Here is a 23517-nt window from a genome sequence, read left to right on the forward strand (position 1 = left end):
GGGTTCGGGCGGGGAGAGCGGGACCGCCGAGTGGGGCGTGACCAGCAGCGGGGCCGGGTGGCCGCGGTTGACCATCCGCAGGCCCGGGCCGGTGAGGTCGAGTTCGACGAGGAGAGCGGTGGCGAAGTCCTCGTGGCGTTCGGCGGCACTGTGGGATTCAGTGGCGCTGTGGGATTCAGTGGCGCCGAGGCGGGCCCGGTGGGCGATCGTCGCGTCGAGGCGCTGGGCGAGCGCGATGAGGTCGAGTTCGGCGGCGTAGGTGTGGAAGGCGTGCACGACGGCCGCCGCGGTGGCCGCCGCCTGCGGTCCGGAGCCGCGGGCGTCGCCGATCAGCACCCTGACGGTGTCGCGGGTGCGGACCTGCGCGTGGAAGTCGCCGCTGAGTCCGGCGGCCGAGTCGCCCGGGCGTCGGTGGACGGCGGCTCGGAACGGGCTGGCGGACCCGGCTTCGGCCCGGACATGGGCGTAGGCGTCGGCCTGGTCATGGACATCGGCCTGGGTATGAACACCGGCCTGGGCCTGGGCGGGGCGGCGGGGGCACGGGATGAGCGCGGCCATCGTGCCCTCACCCCTGGCCGTGGTCGACGAGCCGGGCCAGCGCTCGGTCCAGGTCCAGGTGCCGGGGTTCGGAGCCGGCCGGGACGATCGCGTAGGCGTGGCACAGGAACATCCGGACCGCCGCCTGCGGCGTGATCACCAAGGCGGTCGAGGCGCCGCTGCGCAGCTCGATCATCAGATCGCTGGGGCCGAACGGCCAGACGTGGACATCGCCCTCGCCGGTCGGGGTGTGCAGGCCGTCGGTGAGCAGGTCGCGGGCGAAGACCCACTCGATGGCGTCGGTCACCGCGCCGGTGCCGTCGGCCGCGCCTTCTTCCCCATCGGCGCCGCCGTCGGGATCGCCGTCGGGATCGCCGTCGGGATCGACGTCGAGGAACGCCAGCCGGACCGCGAACGGATCGTCGGAGCGGTAGCGCAGGACCGCGGGCACTCCCGCCATCCGCGTGTCGGAGGTCACGACGTGGGTCTTGAGCGGCTGTTCGTGGGTGGCGAGCATCGCGGTACTCCTTGCTGTCGACGGACCCGGCGGGTGGTGCCGTCGGGCCGCTGTAGTGGCGTTATCACAACAAGGACTTGTGAAGGGCGCCTGACCTTACGCGGTTTTCGCCCGAATTCTTTGTGATCTACGCCACACCGGGGACGAAACGGATCTTCGGTACCATCGGTACGCACAGCGACGACTTGGGGTGCGACCGTGACTGAAGCCGCTATAAGCGACCAATCGCCTGCCGACGACGCGAAGCCGGGGCCGGCACCGGAGCTGGCGCCGGATCCGTCCTCGGAACCGGCGTTGGAGACATCGGAGCCGGCATCGGAGCCGAGGCCCGGCACCGACCTGGCCGCGTACACGCGCGTCTACGAGGAGCACAACAGCCGCCTCGTCGGCTACGCCGTGACCCTCACCGGCAACCCCTCGACCGCCGAGGACCTGGTCGCCGAGGCCCACTTCCGGGTCTGGCGCCGCATCGCGGCCGGCCACGAGGTCCAGAACATCCCGGCCTACCTGGCCACCACGGTCCGCAACCTGGCGAACACCCTGCACCGCGCCACCACCGAGATCCCGGTCCCTGCCGAGACGGCCGAAGCCGAGTTCGGCCGCCCCGCCGCGACCGCGGCCCCGGACGACCTCTCGCAGCAGGTGGCGCACGTGGACTTCGTCACCCGCCTCCTGAAGGACCTCCCCGAACGCTGGGTCCACGCCCTGTGGCTCTCGGAGGTCGAGGACCTGCCGCTGGAGACGGTCGGCCGACGCATCGGGGCGAACAGCAACGCCACAGCAGTCCTGCTGAACCGCGCCCGCGAGGGCCTACGCCAGGCCTTCCTGCGCGGCTACCCGGGAGCACCGGCGGCCGAGGCGTGCGCGAAGCACTGGCAGAAGATGCCCTCACTGGTCCGCGGCGGCCTGTCGGCCCGCCAGACGGACTCCCTGCGCGGGCACGCGGAGCAGTGCGACGACTGCCGCGCCCGCCTGGCCGCACTCCAGCAGGTCAACCTGCGGCTGCCCGCCCTGCTCGGCCCGGCACTGCTGCTGCTCACGCTGGGCGGCGGCTCGCTGCGCCTGTTCGCCGCGGGAGCTGTCGGCGGCGCGAAGGCGGCCGGCGCCGCGGGCGGCGCGAAGACCGCCGGCGTGGTCGGCGGCGCGAAGGCTGCCGGAGCCACTGCCGGCGCGACGGCTGCGGGAGCCAACGGCGCTGGAGCCGCGGCCGGCGCTGCCGGAAGCGCGAAGGCAGCCGGAGCGACCGGTGGCGCGAAAGCCGCCGGGGTGGTCGGCGGCGCGCGTCATCTGCGGCACGTCGGCGGCAAGCTGCGGCATGGTGTGTCGAGCGGTGGCGGCAAGACGGCCGTGGTCTCCGCGGGGGTGCTGGGGTCGACGGCCATAGCGGTCGCGGCCGTGGCGTTGACCGGCGGTGCCGCACACCCGAGTGCCACACCCGCTCAGCAGCCTGCGACGCAGCCGGCCAAGTCCGCGCCCGCCGCCAAGACGACGCCCTCGGTCCCCAAGCCATCGACTCCCAAGCCATCGACTCCCAAGCCATCGACTCCCAAGCCCTCAACCCCCACGCCCGCGGCTCCCAAGCATGCGGCGCCGCCTGCCACATCCGCGCCGCAGCCGCAGCCCGCAGCTGTGCCGGTCCAGTACACCCCGCGCCATGCCGCGCCCGCCGCGACGCCGCACGTCGCACCGATCCAGACCACGCCGACCCAGACCGCGCCGGCCCAGGCCACGCCAATTCAGACCACGGCCCCGCCGCCCGCCGCTATCCCGCCGCCGACGCAGCCGGCCACCACCGCGCCGACGATCCCGCCGGTCAGCACTCCCCCGCCGAGTCAGCCGGTCGCCACCCCGTCGAGCCCGCCGGTTCAGCAGGCCGCCGCGCCGCCGCCGGTGCAGGCCCCTGTCACGCCGCCGACGACTCCGGTGGCGACGCAGCCTCCTGTGACTCCTCCCCCGACCCCGCCGGCCACACCGACGCCGCCGCCCTCCTCGACGCCGCCGAGCAAGCCGGATCACGACATCGACGTGACCATCGTCGTGAGCCCGCCGCTCAACGTGACGATCACGGTGCACCTCCCGCACCCCACGCAGGATCAGGACGACGCGCAGAGCCACGGCGCGGCGGCCTCCGGCTCCCCCTCGCGCTAACCGTTCGATTTCCGCAAAGTCACCCGGATGACCGCGACCGACAGGACACGCCGGACTCCCCGATGAGTTGCTGGGTTGGGGGTCCGCTCGACCGAAGGAGGTCCTGAGGCGATGTCCAAGTCAGGGAAGAAGACCGAAGGGAACGCCGAGCACGTCGCCAAGTCCGACGTGCGGCACCGTTACAAGGTGACGGAGTTCGCCGACTTCACCCGGCGCGAGATGAAGCCCGACGGCACGGAGAAGATGATGCCGCGGGTCGCCGTCCTCACTCCGATGAACGGTGCCGGTAAACAGGTGCGGGCCTACGTCCCGGGCAACCTGGACGCCCCGCTGGAGGTGGGCTCGGTCGTGATGTGCCGGCCGCACGACAAGCCGAACAAGGGCGACGGCCCGCCGGTGAAGTTCCGGATCACCAACGTCGTCGAGGCCGGAACCGGTGGTGACGGCACGCTGACCGCCGCGCAGAACCAGCTCGCGAGCCGGACGGCGACCGGCGCGATCGCGATGGAGCCGAGCGAGTCCGCCCGCCGGTGAGGTCCGCCCGCCGGTGATTCGGTAGCTGATGGCTGGTGGCTGGTAGCTGGTAGCTGGTAGCTGGTAGCTGGTAGCTGGTAGCTGGTAGCCGATAGCCGATAAATCAGCATGCTGATGCCGATGGCAACAGGCGGCAGGCCGGTCCGGGGCGTCCCGCACGAATGGGGCGCCCCGGATCGCGTACCCCCATTTCGCAGCCCACTGCTTCAGTCGCCGACCACCGCGAGGCGGCGCAGCACCAGGAACCCGCCGAAGCCGGGCACCAACGCGGCGAACTTGGTGACGGCGACCGCGCGGTCGTTGCGCCACGCGGTGACGACGATGACCAAGTAGGCGCAGCCGTGCGCGGGGCCGATCAGGGAACTGATGGGTGCGAGCCGGAGGGTCGCCAGGTTGGCCAGCAAGACGAAAAGCGTGACGAGTTCGACGCAGGCGGCGACGCGGAAGAAGCGGGTGGGCACGGTCACGCTCCCGTGGTGGAGCCGGGACGGATGATCATCAGGACCGTGACAACGGCCCAGAGGAGATTGAACACGCCGGTATCCATGGCCAAGCGAGTGCTGGAAATGATGCGGGTGGTTCCGGCGGGCTCAGCCAGATCCGTGAGCGCGGCCTGCTGTCCCGGCAGGATCCGCAGCATGAGAACGGCCGCGGCCACAGCGGTCAGGGCGATGGCGGTGATCAGCCACGCACTGCCCAGGACGCCAAGGTTGCTCGCGGTGGCGAAGCCGAACACGGGTACCGCCATGCCGATCGCGGCGTAGACGCGGCAGACGCGGTGCAGCAGGTGGAGCTGGTTGGACGCGGAGGTATCGCCCGCGCCCGACGCGTCATGCGCCTGTCGCAGAACCCTGGGAAACATGCTCGCGGCGACGGCCACCGGGCCGACCGCGATGATGGCTGCCAGAACGTGCAGCGACAGCAAGAATTTGGTCACTTCGCGACGCTATCCGGCCGGCGCCGCCTACCCCAGTGGCGATTGTGACAGGTTCCAACGGAAAATTGCCATCACCGCCACATAGGGTGTGAGCTGCTAACACTTCGCCATCGATCTCTACCGAACGCTGTGCCCATAGCCGCGTAGAGGTATGTTCTCGCCATGCACACCGTAGCCATCCTCGCCCTGGACGGGGTGATCCCCTTCGACCTGTCGACCCCGATCGAGGTCTTCACCCGCTTCCGGCTGCCCGACGGACGGCCCGGCTACCAGGTCCGGGTCTGTGCCGAGCACGAAGAGGTCGACACCGGGACCTTCACCCTGCGGGTCCGCTGGGGGCTCGAGGCATTGCAGGACGCTGACACGATCGTCGTCCCCGGCATCGCCGAACTCCGTGCCCCGCTGCCGGACGCGGTCGCCGACGCGCTCCGCGCCGCCGCGGCGAACGGCACCCGCATCGCGTCGATCTGCACCGGCACCTTCCCCCTGGCCGCGACCGGCCTGCTCGACGGCCTGCGCGCCACCACGCACTGGCTCGCCGCCGACCAGCTGGCCGCCGCGTATCCCGCGATCGAGGTGGACCCGAACGTCCTGTACGTCGACAACGGCCAGTTCCTCACCTCCGCCGGCGCCGCCGCCGGACTCGACCTGTGCCTGCACCTGATCCGCAAGGACTACGGCTCCGCGGTCGCCGCCCACGCCGCCCGGCTGTCGGTGATGCCGCTGGAGCGCGAGGGCGGACAAGCGCAGTTCATCGTGCACGACCACGTCCCGGCCCCGGCCCCGCAAGGCGCCACGCTGGACCCGCTCCTCACCTGGCTCCGGGACAACCTCGGCCGTGACCTCACGCTGCCCGACATCGCCGCCGAGGCGGGCCTGAGCACCCGCACGTTGATCCGCCGCTTCCGCGAGCAGACCGGCACCACGCCCTTGCAGTGGCTCCATCGCGCCCGCGTCCGCCGCGCGCAACACCTGCTGGAGACGACGCAGCACTCGGTCGAGCGGATCGCGGGGCAGGTGGGGTTCGGGTCGGCGACGGCGTTCCGGGATCGGTTCAAGCGAACCGCGGGCGTCAGCCCTCAGACCTACCGGCGGTCGTTCGGCTCGGCTGGCGCGCCCCACCGATAGGCGACCTCGCCCGGCGCGCCCCACCGATAGGCGACCTCGCGCGCCGCGCCCGACCAATGAGCGACCACGCCCAGGCGCGCCCAACCGCTGAGCGAGCAATGAAAAACCAAAGAGCAACCGACAAGCACTGATTTTCGAACACCGCCTCACTCTCACCCCCACCAGCCACCTCCGAAGCGCGAGCAACCCTTCTGGCCCCCTCCAACTGGCGCCCCACCCCGACCGCACTTCTAGTGGGAAACCAGTAGGCCGCCGAATCCGGGGGCCGCGAGAGGAGTGAGCGCATCATGCAGCACCCGCGTCCGGCCCAGGCCGCCGGCATCGCCCTCGCCGCGGCTGTGCTGGCCGCAACCGCCGCCGGCTGCGGCAGCGCGAAGAGCGCCAGCAAGTCCGGCTCGTCCGGCGGCACCGCGGGGGGCTCGAATTCGAGCACCCGCATCGGCATCCTGCTGCCGGAGTCCAAGACCACCCGGTACGAGGCGTTCGACAAGCCGTACCTGGAGGCCGAGCTGAACGCCAAGATGCCGGGCGTGCAGATCGACTACTACAACGCCGGGCAGGACGCCACGGTGCAGCAGACCCAGGTCGACACCGCGCTCACCAAGGGCGACAAGGTGCTGATCCTGGACGCGGTGGACTCCAAGTCGATCCAGGCCTCGGTACAGAAGGCGCACGACGCCGGCGTGAAGGTCGTCGCCTACGACCGGCTCGCTCAGGGGCCGGTGGACGCCTACGTCTCCTTCGACAACATGAAGGTCGGCCAGCTGCAGGGCACCGCCCTGCTGAACGCGCTGGGCTCGGACGCCGCGAGCAAGCAGATCGTGATGATCAACGGCTCCCCCACCGACCCGAACGCCGCGCAGTTCAAGGCCGGCGCGCAGTCGGTCCTCAACGGCAAGGTGAAGATCGGCAAGGAGTACGACACCCCGAACTGGGACCCGAACACCGCCAACCAGGAGATGGCCGGCGCCATCACCGCGCTCGGGGCCGCCAACATCAACGGCGTCTACTCCGCCAACGACGGCATGGCCGCCGGTATCGCCACCGCGCTGAGCGCGAGCGGCCTGCACGTGCCGCTCACCGGCCAGGACGCGCAGCTCGACGCCATGCAGCGGATCGAGGCCGGCACCCAGACCATGACCATCTACAAGCCCTACAAGCCCGAGGCCGACGCCGCCGCCGACGTGGCCGTGGAGCTCGCGCAGGGCAAGACCCCCGGCACCGACCTGCTGCCGGACAAGCAGACCTCCGGCTCCGGGCAGTCGGTGCCGTCCAAGCTGATCACGCCGACCGTGGTCGACAAGAGCAACGTCTGCAGCACCGTCGTCAAGGACGGCCTGTACACCGCCGCGCAGATCGGCATCACCTGCTGATCCCTCCCGGCCCCGGCGCCAGGAGCGAGAAGCAGACCGATCGACAACCCCGAACCACGCGGAGGTCCCGCCCCATGCCCGACACCACTTCGCAACCCGTGCTGGAACTGCGCGGCGTCTCCAAACGGTTCGGGGCCGTGCAGGCCCTCACCGACGTCGACCTGGCGGTACACTCCGGTGAGGTCCTCGCCCTGGTCGGCGACAACGGCGCCGGCAAGTCCACCCTGGTGAAGACCATCTCCGGGGTGAACCAGCCGGACGACGGACAGATCGTCTGGGAGAACAACACCGTCTCCGTCAAAGGCCCCAGCGACGCCCAGAAGCTCGGCATCGCGACCGTGTACCAGGACCTGGCGCTGGCCGACAACCTGGACGTGGTCGGGAACCTGTTCCTGGGCAACGAGATCACCAAGGCCGGGATCCTGGACGAGATCTCCATGGAGGGCCGCTCGCGCGAACTCCTGCAGACCCTGTCGATCCGGATCCCCAGCGTCCGGATCCCGGTCGCCTCGCTGTCCGGTGGTCAGCGCCAGACGGTGGCCATCGCCCGCTCGCTGATCGGCGAGCCCAAGGTGGTGCTGCTGGACGAACCCACCGCCGCGCTCGGCGTGGAGCAGACCGCGCAGGTGCTGGACCTGGTCGAGCGGCTGCGCGACCGGAACCTCGGGGTGATCCTGATCAGCCACAACATGGAGGACGTGATGGCCGTCGCCGACACCATCGCGGTCCTGCGGCTGGGCCGGAACAACGGGTTCTTCGACGCGCACCGGACCAGCCAGGAGGAGATCATCTCGGCGATCACCGGCGCCACTGACAACGCCGTCACCAGGCGGGCGGCCCGGCACTCGGAGGGACAGCAATGAGCCAGGGTCCGAACAGCGGCGGCACCGGCGGTTCCGGTCCCGGGTCCGGCGGCGGCTCGGGATCCGGTGGCGGTTCCGGGTCCGGCAGCGGTTCCGGGTCCGGCGGCTCCGGTTTCGGTAGCGGCTCCGGGAGCGGCGACGGCGAGAACCGCGAGTTTCCGCCGCGGATACCGTCCGGCTCCGGCGACTACAGCGGCGAGGAGCGGCCGGCACCGGCCGGCGGCGGTTCGGTCAGCGACAAGGTCGAGGAGCTGCTGGCCGCCGGCGCCACCCCGGCCGAGGCCACGGCCCAGGCCGCGAAGGCCACCGGCGAGTCCAAGGACGTGGTCCGGGAGATCGTGCAGACCATGGTCCCGGCCGCCGGCTCGGCCGCCGACCCGCGGCTGTTGCAGCGCGAGGGCGGCGTGGCCGGGTACTGGGCCGAGTTCATGCGCCGGGTCAAGGGCGGTGAGCTGGGCTCGCTGCCGGTGATCGCGGCCTTGGCGATCATCTGGTTCGTGTTCTGGCGCCTGAACAGCAGTTTCATGAAGCCGGAGAACCTCTCCAACCTCTCGCAGCAGATCGTCGGCACCGGCATGATCGCCCTGGGCATCGTGTTCGTGCTGCTGCTCGGCGAGATCGACCTGTCGGTGGGCTCGGTCTCCGGCCTGGCCGCGGCGGTGTTCGCGGTCGAGTCGGTGAACAACGGCATGAACCAGTACCTGGCGCTGATCCTGGCCCTGGTCACCGGCGTCGGCACCGGGTTCATCCACGGCTTCTTCTTCGCCCGGATCGGCGTGCCGGCGTTCGTCGTCACCCTGGCCGGCAACCTGGCGTGGAACGGCCTGATGCTGAACGTGCTGGGTTCGACGGGTACCGTCAACCTGCCCACCAACGGCATCGTGTCCAGGCTCTACACCACCATCTACGGCCAGCAGGCCGCCGCCTACGGCGCGGCCGCCGTCGGAGTCGTGCTCTACGCGCTGGTGGCGTTGTACGGCCGCATGCGGCGGACGAAGGCCGGGGTGCCGGCGCAGCCCATAGGCGAGATCGCGGCGCGCGTGATCCTGCTGGCGATCGCCGCCTTCCTCGTGGCGTACATCTTCAACCAGTACAAGGGCCTGCCGCTGGCGCCGCTGATCTTCCTGATCTTCATCGTGATCGGCGACTTCATCCTGCGGCGCACCATCTACGGCCGCCGCATCTTCGCGGTCGGCGGCAGCATCGAGGCCGCGCGCCGGGCCGGTATCAGCGTGCCGTTCATCCGGATCACGGTGTTCATGATCTGTGGCCTGATGTCGGCGATCGGCGGCATGTTCCTGGCCGGCCAGATCCAGTCCGCCTCGCAGACCTCCGGCAGCGGCAACCTGCTGATGAACGCGATCGCGGCCGCGGTCATCGGCGGCACCAGCCTGTTCGGCGGACGCGGCAAGACCTGGTCGGCGCTGCTCGGTGCGCTGGTCATCGGCTCGATCCAGTCCGGGATGAACATCCAGGGCCTCTCGAACAGCATCCAGTACATGGTCACCGGCGCGGTGCTGCTGGCCGCGGTGGTCATCGACTCGGTGGCGCGGCGGACGCAGAAGGCCAGCGGTCGGGTTTAGGGCCGGGCTCGCTGGTCGGGCAGGTTGGTCGGCCGGAGTGGCCGAGGTGGTCAGCTGATCGAGGTGGCTGGTCGGGCCGGCCGCTAGGACTGATCGTCCGGGCCAGCCGCCCGGCCGGCCGGCCGCTCAGCGCACTGCGGGTCCGAGATCCGCGAGCGCCGACGGCCGGCCACCGCGCCCGCTAAGCGGATCCCGCGGCCTCCGCCAGCGCGGTTCGCGTCCCGCAATCGATCTCGTAAGCCAGGATCAGCTCGGCGATCGCTCGCGGGTTCGACAACGAGCGCCCTGTCTGCTTCTCCAACCGCCGCAGGCGGTTCCGCACTGTATTCGGGTGTACGTACATCCGGCGCGCCGCCTCCCCCGCGGACCCGTCCGCGTCCAGCCAGGCGCCGAAGGTGTCCAGCAGCAGCGTCCGGTCCTGGGCCGGCAGCCCGTCGAGGCCGGCCAGGATCCCGCGTGCCACTCGCGGCATGATGTCCGGCGCGCTGCCGGCCACCGCTGAGAGCGGGTCGTTGCCGAACACCACCACGCGCCGACGTTCAGCCGCTCCGTGCAGGGCGATCCGGGCCAGCCGCAGGCCCAGCGAGGTGGAGCGCAGGTCGTCGTACGGCGGCGAGACGCCGACCCGCGAGACGCCGCCCGCGTAGAGCGCGGTGACCAGGCGATCCAGTTGCGCGCCGGGTCCGGGCAGCGCCGCGACGCCGATCTCGACGTCGTGCATCAGCCGCCAGGCCGAGTCGATGCCGAGCACGCCGAGTCCCTGCTCGATCTGCGGCAGCGCGTGCCGTCCCACCTCGGGCACGCGCGCGGCGATGACCACGAACGGACCGCTGGCCGGCAGCCGCAGCAGCTCGGCGGCCTCCCACACGTTCGTGTCCGCCAGCCGCCCTTCCAGCAGCGCCTGCACCACCGCCGAGCGCCGCTGTTCCTCGCTGCGGATCTGGCGGCCCAGCTCGTCGCGGTAGCCGGTGGACATCTCGCGGGTGAAGGCGTCCAGGGACGCTATCAAGATGGTCGCGGCGTCCAGGCAGGCATCAGCCGACATGCCCATATCGCGCGCGGTCTCGACGATCGCGGACCACACCACGCGGAACGCCACGCGGTAGCCGTCCATGAACACGGTCAGCGGGATGCCGTCGGCGGCCCCTATCCGGCCGGTGGGGCCGGCCGCGCGCAGGTCGGCCTTCTGGCTGCGGGCCATCGGGTCGAAGGCCGAGACCACGTGGTCGTGCACTGACTCGCGCAGCATCTGGCGCGAGACCATGCCGGCGTAGACGGGGAACTGCTCGAAGACACGTGTCATCACGGTGTCGGTGATGTCGTCGGCGCGGGCCAGCATCAGGCCGGCGAGCGTCGTCAGCTCCGCCATCCTCTGGTCGCCGTTCGCCGGCCGCGAGCTCCCGCTCTCCACACGGCGCACCCTAGTGCGGCGGCGGTCTGCTGACCGGACGAATCGCCGATTGATCACTCTTAGGTGGGGAGTTCTGTCACCCGTGCGGCGTGGCGGCGGGATCAGCGACGTCCCGCCAAGGAAAGGGCCAGCTCAGCAACTCCTCGCGCCGCAGCGCGCCGACCTCGCTCACGCCCCTGGTCCCGCAGACCGCGATACGGAGCGGCGACCGCCGCTTCCAGCAGCGGCGTCAACGCCCCGGATTCCATCGACGCGCGCACCGCCGGACGCATCGCCTCCAGGCTGCCGGTCCGGGCCAGTTCAAGGTTCCACACGGCTTCGGGCCCTGATATCCGGGCCAGGTGCGCGTAGAGGAACAGGCGGGCCTCCGGCGACAGGTCCGGCTCCAGATCCCGGATCAGCGCATACACCACGTGCGCTTCCTGCGCGGTGGCCGCAGCGATCTCCTCGATATCGAGGGCCACCGCGACTTCGGGCGCGAGCGCTGCGCGGACCCGCTGCCGAACCTGGGGAACACGGAGCCTGCGATACGCGACGAGTCGCAACGCCGCCGAGGCGCACTCGTTCATGCAGACAGCCGCGGCGATCCCCGGCTCGTGGTCGGCGAATGCCAGGAGGCTGCGAAGCGTGGCGTCCGGCGCGAGCGGATTCGCGGTCAGTTGCAGCCGCACGCGCGCGCTGGCTTCTGGCCGCAGCGCGTGGTCTACGAACGGCCGGGACAGCGGGGCGTGGCCGGCGATCCGCAACAGCGCGCGGGCGCAGCGGACGGCTTCGGGATCGCCGATGATCCGGCCGGTGGCCGGCGAGGGCGCGGCGTCGGCCGCGATCCGGGCCAAGGTCTCGGGCGGGGCCAGTGCGAGCAGGATGTTCGACCCGCGCCACAGATGGTCGTCCAGGCCGCTGAGCACTGCGGGCATCAGCCGCCGGCCTGCGGGGTCGGCCGGTTCCTGACGCTGACGCAGCAGGCTGTGCAGACTGCCGGACCACGAATCGGCCGCGACGACGGCCTGGGCCCAGGGCCGTGGTTTGCCGCCGGCGTCTTCCCGGATCCGGCGGACCAGTTCCGGCCCGGTGCGGCCGCCTCCCGCATCCAGCAGCACCGTCAACGCGATCACCGCCGGACGTACCCGGTAATAGAGATCGTCGGCGCTGATGGTGCCGACCCGGATGCCGATCAGGACCGTATCGCGCGGTTCGAGGCAGGATCGCCGTTGAAGGTCCGTCAGGCTTTGGAAGCTCAAGAACGGGAGCCCCGCCACATCCTCCTGAAGCAGGGCCTGGAGTTCCGCTTCCAGTTCCTCGATGCTGAAAGCCACAAGACTATGGGAACACACAACACGCAACCAACGCGGATATCGTCTCAGGCCTCTTCCAAGCCCAGGTCACTGGCTATCGTGGAGACATGTCCGAGTTCGGGATCGAGATGCGCCGCCGGCGCATGCGCCGCGAGCTGTCGCTCGCCGCGCTGGCCGACCGCGTGCACTACGACAAGGGCTATCTGAGCAAGATCGAGACCGGTCGGCTGCCGGCCAACCGACGCCTGGCCAGCCTGGTGGACGTCGAGCTGGAGGCCGAGGGGGAACTGGTCGCGCTGGTGCCGCAGGAGTCCCGGCGCCGCAGCAGTCCCGAGACGCCGACCGCCGATGACGCGGAAGGCGGCGAGCCGGATTGGGGGCGCGAGCTGGCCGCGTTCGGCGAGGCGCTGTCCGTCCCGTTGACGATGCGACCGACCGCGGGCTGGGGCGAAGCCGACGATCTGCGGCTGCTGACACACTACTGGGAGGAGTTCGACCGGCATCGGCGGCTCAGCCAGCAACTGCCCCCGGAACTGGTGCTGCGGCGGCTGATCGTCGATTTCAATACCCTGATGGAACTGGTGCAGACCTCGCGATCGACGACGTCCCGGCTGCGATTGCTGGCGGCCCGCTACGCGGAGTTCATCGGTTGGATGTGCCAGGAAGCCGGGCGCCTGGACCTCGCGCTGGCCTGGACCCGGCGCACCGCGAACCTCGCGACCCGGGCCGAGGCCGCCGACCTTGCCGCGTACACGCTGGTCCGGGAAGCGGAACTCGCGTTATACGAAGGGGACCCGGCGACGGCCATGGAGTTGGCCGCACAGGTGCTGGAGGATCCGCGGGCTCAGGCGCGCAGCCGCGGGTTGGCCGCACACCGGCAGGCACAGGCGTTCGCGGTGCGGGGCGATCACGCGGCATGCCTGAACTCGCTGGACCATGCCCGCGATCTTCTCCACCCCGAGCGCATCGCGCAGGGGGCCCAGTCGGCGGGTGAGCCCGTGGTCGGCTCGGCGACGGTCGGCGGGCTGGACAACGCCATAGCCGGCTGGTGCCACTACGACCTGGGCCGTCCGCGCCGGGCCAGCGAGTTCCTGGCCGACGCGCTGGAGCGCACGCCCGCCGAGGCGCATCGTTCGCGGGCGCTGTTCGGTGCCCGGCTCGCCCTGGCCTACGAGGCATCCGGGGAGCTGGAGGAGATGCGGGCGGTGACGCTCCAGGTGCTGCGGGACGCCGGCCTGGTCCACTCCGCGGGCGCCGACGCCGAACTGCGCGGACTGTCCCGCGCGCTGATGCGCCACCACAACATCAAAGCTCTGCGAGAGCTGCGCAGCAGCCTCGACGAAGCCCTCGTCGGCGTCCGATGACCGCCGCGGGGACGCCGGAGAACCAAGCCGACTGGCGACGTCTGGACAGCGTCGTGGTGCTGGCCACGCCCTGGTTCGACGTGCGGCAGGACGCGGTGATCCGGCCCGACGGCGCCGCCGACGTCTACCACCACGTCGCCACCCCCGGCTCGGTGACCATCCTCCCGGTCGCCGCCGACGGCCGGGTTCTGCTGACCCGGCAATGGATCTACACCCACGGCGGCGTCCAGTGGCGGCTCCCGGCCGGCACCATCGAGCCCTTCGACGAACTCCCGGTCGCCGCGGCCCGGCGCGAGCTCGCCGAGGAGACCGGCCTGCGCGCCACCGGCTGGACCGCGATCGGCAAGGTCAACGGTGCGGACAGCCTGACCAACCACGTGGACCACGTGTTCGTCGCGCAGGAGCTGACGCAGGGCCAGGCCGCTCCGGAAGGCGGCGAGGCCGATATGGAGTTGTGCTGGCTGTCGTTCCAAGAGGCGCTGGAACTGGTGTGGTCCGGGCAGATCCGGCACGCGGGCAGTGCCTACGCGCTGCTGGCGTTCGGGATGCGCGAGAGCGGTATCCGGGTCGAGGTCTCTTGAGACCTCACCCTTCATCAGACTCCTTACCCTAAGAGGCGTCCGGTTCGTCGCGTTCGTTCGGGTCGTCCGGGTTGTCCGGGTCGTCCGAGCCGCCCGGGCTATCTGCGCGCAGATGCTCGATCGCCTTCTCACACAGCTCCCGGATCATCTCCGGCGGGATCGCGTAGTCGCGTCCGGGCAGGAACGAGACCGGGTCCGACAGCGCGCCGTCCGGGCCGTACGGCTCGACGACGACTTCGATGTCGACGACGTCGCCCTCCGCCAGGTCCAGCGGGGCGTCCGAGCGCGGGTCCAGCTGCTCGCCGGCGTGCTGGTAGCGGTAGCTGAAGCGGACGCCCACCGCGCCGCCGTACTCCGAGGCCTCCGTCGGGAGCGCCAGCTGTTCGGTGAGGGCGGCGATCAGGTTCCGCGGGGTGGCGGCGATCGCGAGGCGGACCTCGTGCGAGACGCGCAGCGACTGGTTGCGGGCGTAGACGTGCAGCGCCGGTGCGGCGTGCGGGTCCGGTTCCGGGACCGGCGCGGGGGCCGGCAGCACCCTGGTTCCCACCGCGCGGTCCCGCTTCCACACCGTTGCCAGCCGGTCGGCCGCGATCTCGCGCAGGCCGCCGAAGGCGTCCAGGTAGCGGCGCGGCGCCAGGACCGGGGGCAGGTCGCTGTCGTCCAGCCGGACGATGAACACGAAGGGGCGGGCCCGGCGCTGTTCCAGGACCATCGCCGCGGAGATCTCGCTGTTGACCCAGTATCGGTCGCGGGCCGCCCCCGACCAGACCAGGACGTAGTAGTCCGACCGTTCCAGGGCGCCGTTGATGCTCATCACCACGTCGTCGCCGGGCAGGATGTCCATGATGTCGAGGAAGGGGTCGATCCCCCGGTCCAGCAGATCCTGGTGGAACTTCAGGACCTCTGCGCGGTCGGCCGTCGCGTAGGAGACGAAGACGGCGGGGCCTTGCCGGTCAGGATGATGCGGCATGTTCTCTCATTCGGTCTGGCGAACGGGACGGGACAAGCGGCGGAGCACGTGCACCGGCACACGTGCCGATGCACGCAATATAGGCGCCCCCACCTGATGCCCTGAATCCCCGTACAAAGTCCAGCACGCCCACCAGGCCGGATGCCCCGGCTCCGGAATTTCGGCGGGCAGCGCGGCCCGGCCGTCGCGGATGTCCAACTGCGCGCGTCGCAGCGCCACGTCGCGCGGGAGGTAGCGCAGGTAGTCCTCGAAGCGGTCGAGCAACGCGGCGGTGATGGAGACCTCTGTGACCCAACGCGCGGCCACCACGGAGGCGGCGCCGGCGTGCAGACCGGCGCGGACGAAGCCGGTCCGCTCGTCGCGGCCGACGCGCTGCGCCATCCCTGACTCGCAGGCGCCGAGGATCAGGGTTCCGCACGCGCTGAGGGCCGCCTTTTGGAAGCGATTCGGTGGGATGCGGCCGTCGCGCTCCGTCTTCGTGCCGGCGAACTGGAGCCAGGTCCGGGTGGCGTCCCCGGGGTCGGACTGGCCGTGGCCGAGGATGCGGACGCGGCAGTAGGGAGTGCGGGCCAGTTCCTGCTCGAAGTCTTCGGGCGAGGCCTTCGTCAGGACCTTGCGACGTTTCACTTTGCGGGTGGGATCGTCGGTGCCCTTGAACGCGCTGACCAGTAGTGAACGGCTGCCGCGGTTGGCATCAGAGCGCTGATGAAGGAGGGGACGGATCGAGAGGCACGGGAGGTCCGACAGGGCGAAGCGGCACAGGATCGGGACCTGTTCCTCATGGCCTTCCTCATTGCCGTTGGTGATCGGCAATGCCGCCAACGGAATGTCCGACAGCACACCGCCGGCGACCACCACCAGCCGCTTGATACGCCGCGGCACCAGGCCCAACACCGTATCGACGCCGATCTCGGCGGCCAGTTGGTCGATGAGGCCGGCTACCCGGGCCCGGCCCTCGGGCTGGCGCAGGCGGATCTCATTGCACTGCTTGCGCAGTTCCTCGACCAGCTTCTCCAGCCTTCTCCGGTTCGCCGGGACATCCACGTGGTGCACCAGGCCGCGGCCGACGATGCCGTGGTGCACGCGGTGCGGGCGGGCGTGCATGATCCAGACGGCCTCGTCGCGGCGGGTCGCGTCGGCGATGGTGCGCAGCCACGTCCAGGCGGCGGCGCCGTCGGTGGGCGGCGGGAGGCGGCGCAGCTGCCGCTCGGCGTCCGGGGCGACGCGGCCGAGGATCGCCGCACCGCGCGCCGATTCCATCGCGACGATCGTGGCGGCGACGGCGGTGGCCGCGTGCGCCTCGCCGGGACCGGACGTCGCGCGTTCGGCGGCGACGCGGATCCGCTCGTCGTGCTCGTTGGGGATGTCCTCCAGCAGCGTGGCCCGGATCTCGTCGCTGAGCTGCCGCGCGACGAGGTCTTCCTCCAGCGCGTGGGCCGTGGCCCAGCATTCGGAGGCCAGATCGGGAAGCTTCATCAGCTCATAAGCCTCGCCGAGCACACGCAGGGCCCGGATGCGCATCTCAAGGAACTGATTCGCCTCGGCGAGCTCCGCCGCGGCGACCAGATCCGTCACCGTCGCGGCAAAGCGACCCTCTACCTGCTGGCGCTTGAACGCGGCGAGCGCCACCTCCCCCGAGACCAGGTGCCAGTAGGCGCGATCGCGATCGGAGGCGGCCAAGCCCCGGACCGCGTCGAGATCCGCGCGCGCCTGCCCGACCTCGCCATCCGCCACCAGCCGGACGGCGTTCAGCAGGGTCCTGCTGAACCGCTGCGCCGGCGGCTCGGTCCCCTCCACCGAGCCGCCCGGCCTCAGCAGCGTTTCGAGCACCCCGCTGAGGGCTTTGAGGGCCTTGCCGCGTCGCAGCGCCACGAGCAGCGCTACCAGTTCTTCCAGGACCGGCAGGCGCAGGGCGTCGTCAAGGCGGTCGGAGGCCAGCGCGGTCAGGACGACTTGGAGCGCTTCCTCGTAGCGGTACTGGTTTCTGAGGGCCAGCGCGCGGGTCAACGCACGCGGTATGGATGTCTCTGTCGTGTCGGCGGGCCCGGGCTCGGGCTCGGCGAGGATGTCTGACGTGGCCTGCTCGGAACCGTCGCGGGCGGCGAGGAGGCGTAGATCGGCTTCTACGACGGCTGCCGACGCGGCGTCCCCCAGGGACCGGAACACGTCGCGGGACTCGGCCAGGTAGCGCATCGCGGTGTCGCGATCGACCGCGGCCAGCCCTTCCACCCGCCGCAGCCGAGCGTGATCGACGGAGTCCAGCCCGGCACCGGCGGCCCGGCGAATCTCGGCCGCATCGGCCGCGGCACTCGCATGGGCCCCGGATTCAGATCGCACTTGCGCACGCTCAAGAAGCAGGGGCAGGCGGACGACGGCCCGCTCGGACGCCAGGTACTGGCCGCAGCGCGTGGCGGCGGCGGACAGGAAGCCAGCGGAACGAAGGATGCTGACATGCTCGGCGGCGAGGGTCGACCAGAGCGCGGCATCGTCGGACGCGACCAAGTCGAGGACACTCGCGTAGGCGGCATCCACGGCGGCAGGCTCGGCAGGCAGGCTCCGACTCAGCAACCTCGCGCGCTCCAGAGCAGCCGCAAGCGGATCCTCGGCTTCGAGGAAGAAGCTCTCACTCACGATTCGCTCCGAACCACTCGCGGCAGATCACACACTCGCCTCCCGCGCGGACCGCAGTGCACCCGCCGGCTACCTGCACCTGCACTCGCGCCTCCCATCCAGCTCAGCAGACAGGCTGACCCGATCCCGCCAGGGTCACCATCAGCACCGTCCCCGGCGCCACCCCCGCACCGCTGCCCGTACTCGCCGGTGCCGAAGGTGTGCCGCTCGGCGCGGGCGTGCTCGGCGTCGGAGTCGGCGCCTGCCCGCCGCCCGTGCCGCCGCCGCCGACCAGGACCGGCCCGCCCGTGGCGCCGCTGCCGATCGGCGGGCAGCCGGTGGGGCCGGCGGGTTGGGCGAGGCCGGCGGTGTTCACTAGTTGCCACTGGGTGCCGTCGTAGGTGCGGAGGTCCGGCTGTGCGGTCGTGCTGTCGGCTCGGGGGTCGTGGCCGGGCGAGACGGGGAGTACCGCGACCTTGAATGTGGGTGGCAGCGCCTCGGGGATGATCTGGCCGGCGGCGAGGTGGAGGGCGGCGCGCAGGCTCGGGCTGAAGTAGACGGCGTCGGCTCCGGGGGTTTGGAAGACGGTGCCTAGGAACATCGTGAGGGGCTTGCCGGTGGGGGTCAGGGGGGTGGCGTCGTCCTGCTCGATCTCGTCGGGGATGCCCGCGTGCGCCTTCACGATGTCGAAGACCGCGGTGCCGGTGAGGTCGGGGCCGAGGGCGCGCAGGACGCGGTCGGCGAGGTCGCTGCCGGCCGGGGCCAGGAGCACCGTGCCGTCGTCGGCGGCCAGGGCGACGCCGTCGTCGTCGAGGGCGGCGGCGTGCAGGCGGCCGTCCTTGGCCTGCGCGGCGGACTGGAGCAGTTGCTTGATCCTGGGGAAGTCGCGGAGCAGGGCGGCGCCCTCCACCGAGCCGTTGACGCCGAGCACCGGGTCCGCGGCCGGGACCACGGCGCTGTCGCCGGCCTCGGAGAGCGTGGCGGTCTGGCCTGTCAGGGTTTTGACAGTGACGGTCTGGTCCGAGCGGTCCGGCGGGGGCACGAAGGCGGCGATCGCCGGGTTGTCGCCCGAGGGCGGCAGGACACTGAGATAGCCGTCCGGCGGCGGGCCGGGGCCGGCGGTGAAGGACCCGGCCATGAACGACGGCCCGCCCTTGTCCGGTGCCGCCGGCCCGCCGATGCGGAACGCCAGCGCGTCGCCGGCGGTCGGGACCGTGGCGGTGACGCCGAGCCACGGCTGGCCCGGCCCGCTCAGCCGGTCCTTGACCGTCCCGTCCGGGCTCTTCACCTCGTACAGCACCCCGTCAGAGGCCGCCGCCACGTTCGCCGAGACCCCGCGCGACAGCTTGGCCTGGATCGAGGACAACGCCCGGCGCGCCTTGTCCACCACCCCCGAACGCCACTGGACCGTGACGATGTTCGCCGTGTCCGTGGTGTCGAGCGAGCCGAAGTCCTGGCCCTGATACGTGAGGTCTTCCCGCACGCTGTGCCCGGTGGCGGTCTCGCGGTATTCCAGCGTCCGGTCCGGGTCCGAGGAGCGCCAGACCTTCAAGTCCCCCAGCGGGATGACCTTGCGTCCGGTCGCCTTGATATCGACGGTCGAGGTGTCCCCGGCCATCGACAGTGTGCGGTCGATGCGGTCGGAGACCTTCCCCGAGTCGTCGATCGACACCCGGTCGATCTCGCCGGTGCCGGACGCCACATCGTACGTCGACTTCGGATCGAACAACCCGGCCCGGGTGACCGAGGTCGGCAGTTCGGGCCGGTAGTTCTGGTCGCCGATGCGGTCGTAGACGTCGCTGAGCGACACCCCGCCCTCGATCTCCACGAACCCGCAGTCCTGGAAATCGCGGCTGGGGTCGACGATCAGCGCCTCCTCCTGATTTTGATGACGGCTCAGCGCTGAGGGCGGGGCCACGAAGTCGATCGGCGCCCGCTCGCGCAGCTGGTCGTCGGCGGTGTACCAGGCCTTGAACGTGGTCGGCGCAGGGCTCTGCGACTCGGTCGGCAGGGTCGCCTTGCCCTCGTGGGTCAGCCACTCCAGCGCACCGCTCCAGCGCATGATCTGGTCCAGGCGCTGGTACTGCGGCTCGTAGTCCTCGATGTCCTGCTGGTGCACGTCCCACCACTGCAACGCCCGGCCGAAGGAGTAGCTGGGCTCGACCTCGGTGCCGTTCGGGCCGTCGTCGCGGACGAACAGCCGGGCCGCCTCGGCGCCGATGTCGATCTGGTCGCCGGTCGAGGCGAACGCGTCGTCGTTGCGGCCGAACCACAGCCGTCCGTGCTCGTCCAGCGGATCGTTCGGGCCGGCGCACTGGCTCCACGGCGTCACGGCCGCCGGGTCGGCCAGGAAGCCGCCGACCGCCTGGGTCGGCACGCCCTGGCCGACGCCGGCGACCCAGTTCTTCGTGACGTAGTCGACGTAGGCCAGCGAGTTGCCCACCGCGGTCCCGGCAAGCCCTCCGTCGTAGCGCTCCTGGCTCATCGAGGTCTGGCCGGCGAGCAGGGAGTCGATCGCCCACAGCTGGGTGCGGTCGGTGGGAAAGCCGACCTGGGCCAGCGCCGAGGCCTGGTCCGCGCTGGGGTAGTAGAGCTCGGCCTCGACCTGGTTCTTGACGTCGGCCGAAGACGTGAACACCGTGCCGGCCCAGTTGCCGGAGATCAACCGCGCAGCGACATCAGGGCTCACCGAAGGTGCCATCGCCTTGATGTCGCCGACGCTGGTCGGCGGCAGCGGGTCCAGGGAGAAACCGGGTGCCAGGCCGTTGCCGGCGACGTGGTCCTGGTATCCCTTTTGCAGCACACTGACGTCGTCCACGGTCATCGGGACCGAGGGCACGTCAGGCCACGACCATCCGTCGGCCCAGACCTGGCCGTCCCGGACCGACAGCTGGGACAGCGACGTCGTCTTGGCCAGGAACGCCGTAAGGTCGGCCAGGCTGGTGATCGCCGTGCTCACGTAGCCGTGGTCGGCGCGGACCTGGTCGGGGGTGCTGATCTGGTCGGCGACGACGTCGACCGTCTGCGCCGCCTGGTCGATCGTGTAGTGGTGGATCTGGACCAGTTCGGGGTCCGCGCCGTGATCGGTGCGGTACTGGTCCAGCATCAGCCCGATGGTGCGGCTCTCGTGCGGATCGCCCCGCGGGACCAGCAGATGCAGTACGCCGCTGGTGTCGGCCAGCTCGCGGCCCGGTCCCACCTGCTGGTCGGCCAGATCGGTGAAGCCCTGGTCGCGCACCGGCAGGGTGTCGTAGGAGGCGTCCCGGATGGCCGCGGTGCTCATCCCCAGGTGCGCGGCCAGCGCGGTCCGGATCCAGTCCCGGACCTGGTCGGCCGTGTCCGACGGGTCAAGGCCGGCGAGCCTGGTGGCCGCGCCGGAGTAGGACATGAGGAAGTCGGTCCTCGGCGCCACCGAATGCGACGCCGAGGACTTGCCGTGACCCCCGCCGCCGGACCGATCGCACGCGCCGAATCCGACGACGCCGACCAGGACGACGGCCGCCGCCGCGGCCAGCAGCCGTCGGCGGTCGGCCACGACACCGCGCACCGTCCAAGAGCCCATCTGCCCCACCGTCCTCCCGGTCCGGCCTGACCCCGACTCGCGCCCCGCCACTGACCCCGGCGCCGGCCCCTGCCCCGGCACGGTCTCAGTTCACAGCTCTCAGTTCGCTGATCTCAGTTCTCGCACATGCCAGAAGATGGGACACGACTCACGGGTTCGGCGCGTCCCCGGCACCCAGCTGCGACACCGTCAGGTTGCCGTTCTCCACCGGGGTCAGCGTCAGACTCCAGTTCGAGTCACTGAAGTCCCACGTGGAATCGGTCTTCTGGAACGAGCACTGCCGCGTGAACTTCTGCGCGGCGCTGTCCCAGTCGGTACCGGAGGAGACATAGATGTCGAAGGTGTCGCCCGGGATGTCGTCCAGCGTCGTGTCGCCGTTGCCCCGCACGTAGACCGAGGCGACCGGGGTCTTCGTCCCGACCTTGGTCAGCGTGACCACGGCGTCGGTGCCGGAGTTGTTGATGGTCAGCGACCCCGGGCCGGAGGAGTGCCGCAGCACCTGGCCGTTGCCCAGCTGCCGGGTCTGGTCGGCGATCGGCGCCGGCAGGAAGCCCGCGACGTCCTTGCCGTAGGCGGGATCGACGGCGCCCAGCGCGGTGGCCGCGTCCCGCATCGCCTTGGCGCCGTCCGAGCGGGTGAACTCGGCCAGCGCCGAGGCCGACGTGCACACCGCGGCGCCGACGTCGTTCGCCGTGGAGTCGGCCGAGGTCGACAGGGTGCCCAGCGCCGTCGAGAGCTGCTGGGTCGGCGCGGACAGGGCGTCCGGCGGGTCGCTGGGCAGACCGCTGGACAGGTTGTTCGCGTCCGTGGACAGCTTGCTCAACGCGGTCTTCGCGGCATCCGGCGTCTCGGCGTTGACGACCGCCGCGACGTCGGGAGCCAGCTGCGCGCTCACGCTCGTCAGGCTCTGCGCGTAGGCCGCGGAGCTCATCGCCGTGGGACTGGGCGGCGCCGACGAGGTGTCGCCGCCGGAGGCCGAGCCACCCGAGTCGCCGGACGCCCCCGAGTCCGTCGACTGGTCCGAGGAGTTGGTGTTCGAGCCGGAGCTGCCTGAGCTTCCGCAGGCCGCCAACGACGCGGCGAGGAGAAGACCCGCCAGGGCGGACCCGCCGACCCGGACCCGAGATCGCGAAGTAAGACTGTTGACCATTTCCGTACCCCCATCCCGCGAGGCCGACGAACGCTCGGCTCCTCGCGCCTCGCAACGCCCGTGAGAGGAACGCTAATAGTCTCGCGCGGGGACCGGTCCTCCAAGGCGATATCGCCAAGGTTGCGTGTTGCGATTCCGCAGTGTGGGACCGGAATCGCGCGGGTCAGGCCTGAGGCTGCGGCTGCCCGGCGACCACCAGTCCCGACTCGTACGCCAACACCACGGCCTGGGCCCGGCTGGACAGGTTCAGCTTGGCCATCGCGCGGTTCAGGTGCGTCTTGACCGTGCCCTCGCTGACCACCAGCCGCTCGGCGATCTCGCCGTTCGACAGGCCGGTGGCGACCAGCCGCAACACGTCGGTCTCGCGGGTGGTGAGCGCGGCCAGGGCGGCCCGCTCGGCCGACGACGGGCCTTCCGGACGCCGCGAGCGCGGGACGAGACCGGTCGGCGGCCAGTCCGCGGAGCCGCCGGGGATGCCTCCGGCGCCGGGACCGGGGCCGGAGGGCTCCGCGTCCGGGCCGGTCGCCTTGACGTAGGCCTGCACCAGGCGGCGGGTCACCGCCGAGGAGAACAGCGTGTCCCCGTCGGCGACCGCCTTCAACGCCGCGAGCAGGCGCTCCGGCGGGGTGTCCTTCAACACGAAGCCGTCCGCGCCGGCCCGCAGCGCCTCGTACACGTACTCGTCCATGTCGAAGGTCGTGAGGATCAGGATGTGCGGCAGCTTCTCCGCGCCGGAGCCGAGGATCGCGCGGGTGGCGGCGATCCCGTCCATGTCCGGCATCCGGATGTCCATCAGCACCACATCGGGCTCGGTCAGCGCGGCCATGGTGACCGCCTCGGCGCCGTCGCACGCCTCACCGACCACCTCGTAACCGGGGGCGGCCCGCAAGATGGCCGCCATCCCGGCGCGGATCAACACCTGGTCGTCGACGATCAGAACCTTGACCATCCGCG

19 protein-coding genes are annotated in these 23517 nt (G+C 71.1%); 8 read left to right on the plus strand and 11 right to left on the minus strand.

Translation table 11 applies throughout. The features are described 5' to 3' along the window. Both KGQ19_RS27615 and KGQ19_RS27620 read right to left on the minus strand, forming a co-directional pair. Positions 1 to 558, minus strand: a 558-nt coding sequence (locus KGQ19_RS27615; RefSeq protein ID WP_212013862.1) for a SpoIIE family protein phosphatase, incomplete at its 3' end; no start/stop codon positions are given. Between the two features lie 7 nt (positions 559 to 565). Continuing rightward, positions 566 to 1054, minus strand: a complete 489-nt coding sequence (locus KGQ19_RS27620; protein ID WP_212013863.1) for an SsgA family sporulation/cell division regulator — start codon at positions 1052 to 1054, stop codon at positions 566 to 568. 198 nt (positions 1055 to 1252) lie between these two features. Between KGQ19_RS27620 and KGQ19_RS27625 the strand changes: the two genes are divergently transcribed. Beyond that, on the plus strand, positions 1253 to 3202 hold the full coding sequence (locus KGQ19_RS27625) for a sigma factor (protein WP_212013865.1): 1950 nt from the start codon (positions 1253 to 1255) through the stop codon (positions 3200 to 3202). A 111-nt stretch (positions 3203 to 3313) separates the two neighbouring features. Then, positions 3314 to 3736, plus strand: coding sequence for a hypothetical protein (locus tag KGQ19_RS27630; RefSeq protein WP_212013867.1), 423 nt, complete (start codon positions 3314 to 3316; stop codon positions 3734 to 3736). Between the two features lie 206 nt (positions 3737 to 3942). Here KGQ19_RS27630 and KGQ19_RS51235 read toward each other — a convergent pair whose 3' ends face one another. Together KGQ19_RS51235 and KGQ19_RS27640 are read right to left on the minus strand one after the other, a co-directional pair. Next, positions 3943 to 4203 (minus strand): DUF3817 domain-containing protein, encoded by a 261-nt coding sequence (locus KGQ19_RS51235; protein WP_307856523.1) that lies wholly within the window; start codon positions 4201 to 4203, stop codon positions 3943 to 3945. Beyond that, a complete protein-coding gene (locus tag KGQ19_RS27640) occupies positions 4200 to 4673 on the minus strand; it encodes a hypothetical protein (protein WP_212013869.1) in 474 nt (157 codons plus the stop codon). Before KGQ19_RS27640 ends, KGQ19_RS51235 begins: the two co-directional genes overlap by 4 nt. A 162-nt stretch (positions 4674 to 4835) precedes the next feature. Here KGQ19_RS27640 and KGQ19_RS27645 point away from each other — a divergent pair, with 162 nt between their 5' ends. From KGQ19_RS27645 to KGQ19_RS27660, 4 genes are all read left to right on the plus strand, one after another. Next, positions 4836 to 5801 (plus strand): GlxA family transcriptional regulator, encoded by a 966-nt coding sequence (locus KGQ19_RS27645; RefSeq protein ID WP_212013871.1) that lies wholly within the window; start codon positions 4836 to 4838, stop codon positions 5799 to 5801. A 287-nt stretch (positions 5802 to 6088) separates the two neighbouring features. Continuing rightward, positions 6089 to 7174: a sugar ABC transporter substrate-binding protein gene (locus KGQ19_RS27650; protein WP_212013873.1), complete on the plus strand. Its 1086-nt coding sequence runs from the start codon at positions 6089 to 6091 to the stop codon at positions 7172 to 7174. A gap of 74 nt (positions 7175 to 7248) precedes the next feature. After that, on the plus strand, positions 7249 to 8037 hold the full coding sequence (locus KGQ19_RS27655; protein WP_212013875.1) for an ATP-binding cassette domain-containing protein: 789 nt from the start codon (positions 7249 to 7251) through the stop codon (positions 8035 to 8037). Further along, the gene (locus KGQ19_RS27660) at positions 8034 to 9620 is read left to right on the plus strand and encodes a sugar ABC transporter permease (protein WP_212013877.1); all 1587 of its coding nucleotides are present in this window, start codon (positions 8034 to 8036) and stop codon (positions 9618 to 9620) included. Before KGQ19_RS27655 ends, KGQ19_RS27660 begins: the two co-directional genes overlap by 4 nt. A gap of 181 nt (positions 9621 to 9801) precedes the next feature. Here KGQ19_RS27660 and KGQ19_RS27665 read toward each other — a convergent pair whose 3' ends face one another. Both KGQ19_RS27665 and KGQ19_RS27670 read right to left on the minus strand, forming a co-directional pair. Continuing rightward, positions 9802 to 11031, minus strand: coding sequence for a PucR family transcriptional regulator (locus tag KGQ19_RS27665; protein WP_212013879.1), 1230 nt, complete (start codon positions 11029 to 11031; stop codon positions 9802 to 9804). A 101-nt stretch (positions 11032 to 11132) separates the two neighbouring features. Further along, complete coding sequence (locus KGQ19_RS27670) at positions 11133 to 12347, minus strand: hypothetical protein (protein ID WP_212013881.1); 1215 nt, start codon at positions 12345 to 12347, stop codon at positions 11133 to 11135. 86 nt (positions 12348 to 12433) lie between these two features. Between KGQ19_RS27670 and KGQ19_RS27675 the strand changes: the two genes are divergently transcribed. Continuing rightward, positions 12434 to 13690 carry an NsdA family TPR-like regulatory protein gene (locus KGQ19_RS27675; protein WP_212013883.1) on the plus strand — a complete coding sequence of 419 codons (1257 nt, stop codon included), beginning with the start codon at positions 12434 to 12436 and terminating at the stop codon, positions 13688 to 13690. Then, positions 13687 to 14271, plus strand: a complete 585-nt coding sequence (locus tag KGQ19_RS27680) for an NUDIX domain-containing protein (protein WP_230419529.1) — start codon at positions 13687 to 13689, stop codon at positions 14269 to 14271. The genes KGQ19_RS27675 and KGQ19_RS27680 overlap by 4 nt, the downstream gene beginning before the upstream one ends. 28 nt (positions 14272 to 14299) lie before the next feature. Here the strand turns inward: KGQ19_RS27680 and KGQ19_RS27685 are convergent, their stop codons facing one another. The 5 genes from KGQ19_RS27685 to KGQ19_RS27705 form a co-directional block, all read right to left on the minus strand. Next, entirely contained in the window at positions 14300 to 15241 is a 942-nt protein-coding gene (locus KGQ19_RS27685; RefSeq protein ID WP_212013892.1) for a toll/interleukin-1 receptor domain-containing protein, read from the minus strand. A gap of 6 nt (positions 15242 to 15247) precedes the next feature. Beyond that, entirely contained in the window at positions 15248 to 17872 is a 2625-nt protein-coding gene (locus KGQ19_RS52100; protein WP_212013894.1) for a CHAT domain-containing protein, read from the minus strand. Between the two features lie 103 nt (positions 17873 to 17975). Then, positions 17976 to 21413 (minus strand): acyl carrier protein, encoded by a 3438-nt coding sequence (locus tag KGQ19_RS27695; protein WP_212013896.1) that lies wholly within the window; start codon positions 21411 to 21413, stop codon positions 17976 to 17978. Positions 21414 to 21561: 148 nt separating this feature from the next. Beyond that, on the minus strand, positions 21562 to 22563 hold the full coding sequence (locus KGQ19_RS27700) for a hypothetical protein (protein WP_212013904.1): 1002 nt from the start codon (positions 22561 to 22563) through the stop codon (positions 21562 to 21564). A 163-nt stretch (positions 22564 to 22726) separates the two neighbouring features. After that, a complete protein-coding gene (locus KGQ19_RS27705) occupies positions 22727 to 23512 on the minus strand; it encodes a response regulator (RefSeq protein WP_212013906.1) in 786 nt (261 codons plus the stop codon). Positions 23513 to 23517 lie beyond the last annotated feature (5 nt).

The sequence above is a fragment of the Catenulispora pinistramenti genome, assembly GCF_018274385.1.
GTDB classification, from domain to species: domain Bacteria; phylum Actinomycetota; class Actinomycetes; order Streptomycetales; family Catenulisporaceae; genus Catenulispora; species Catenulispora pinistramenti.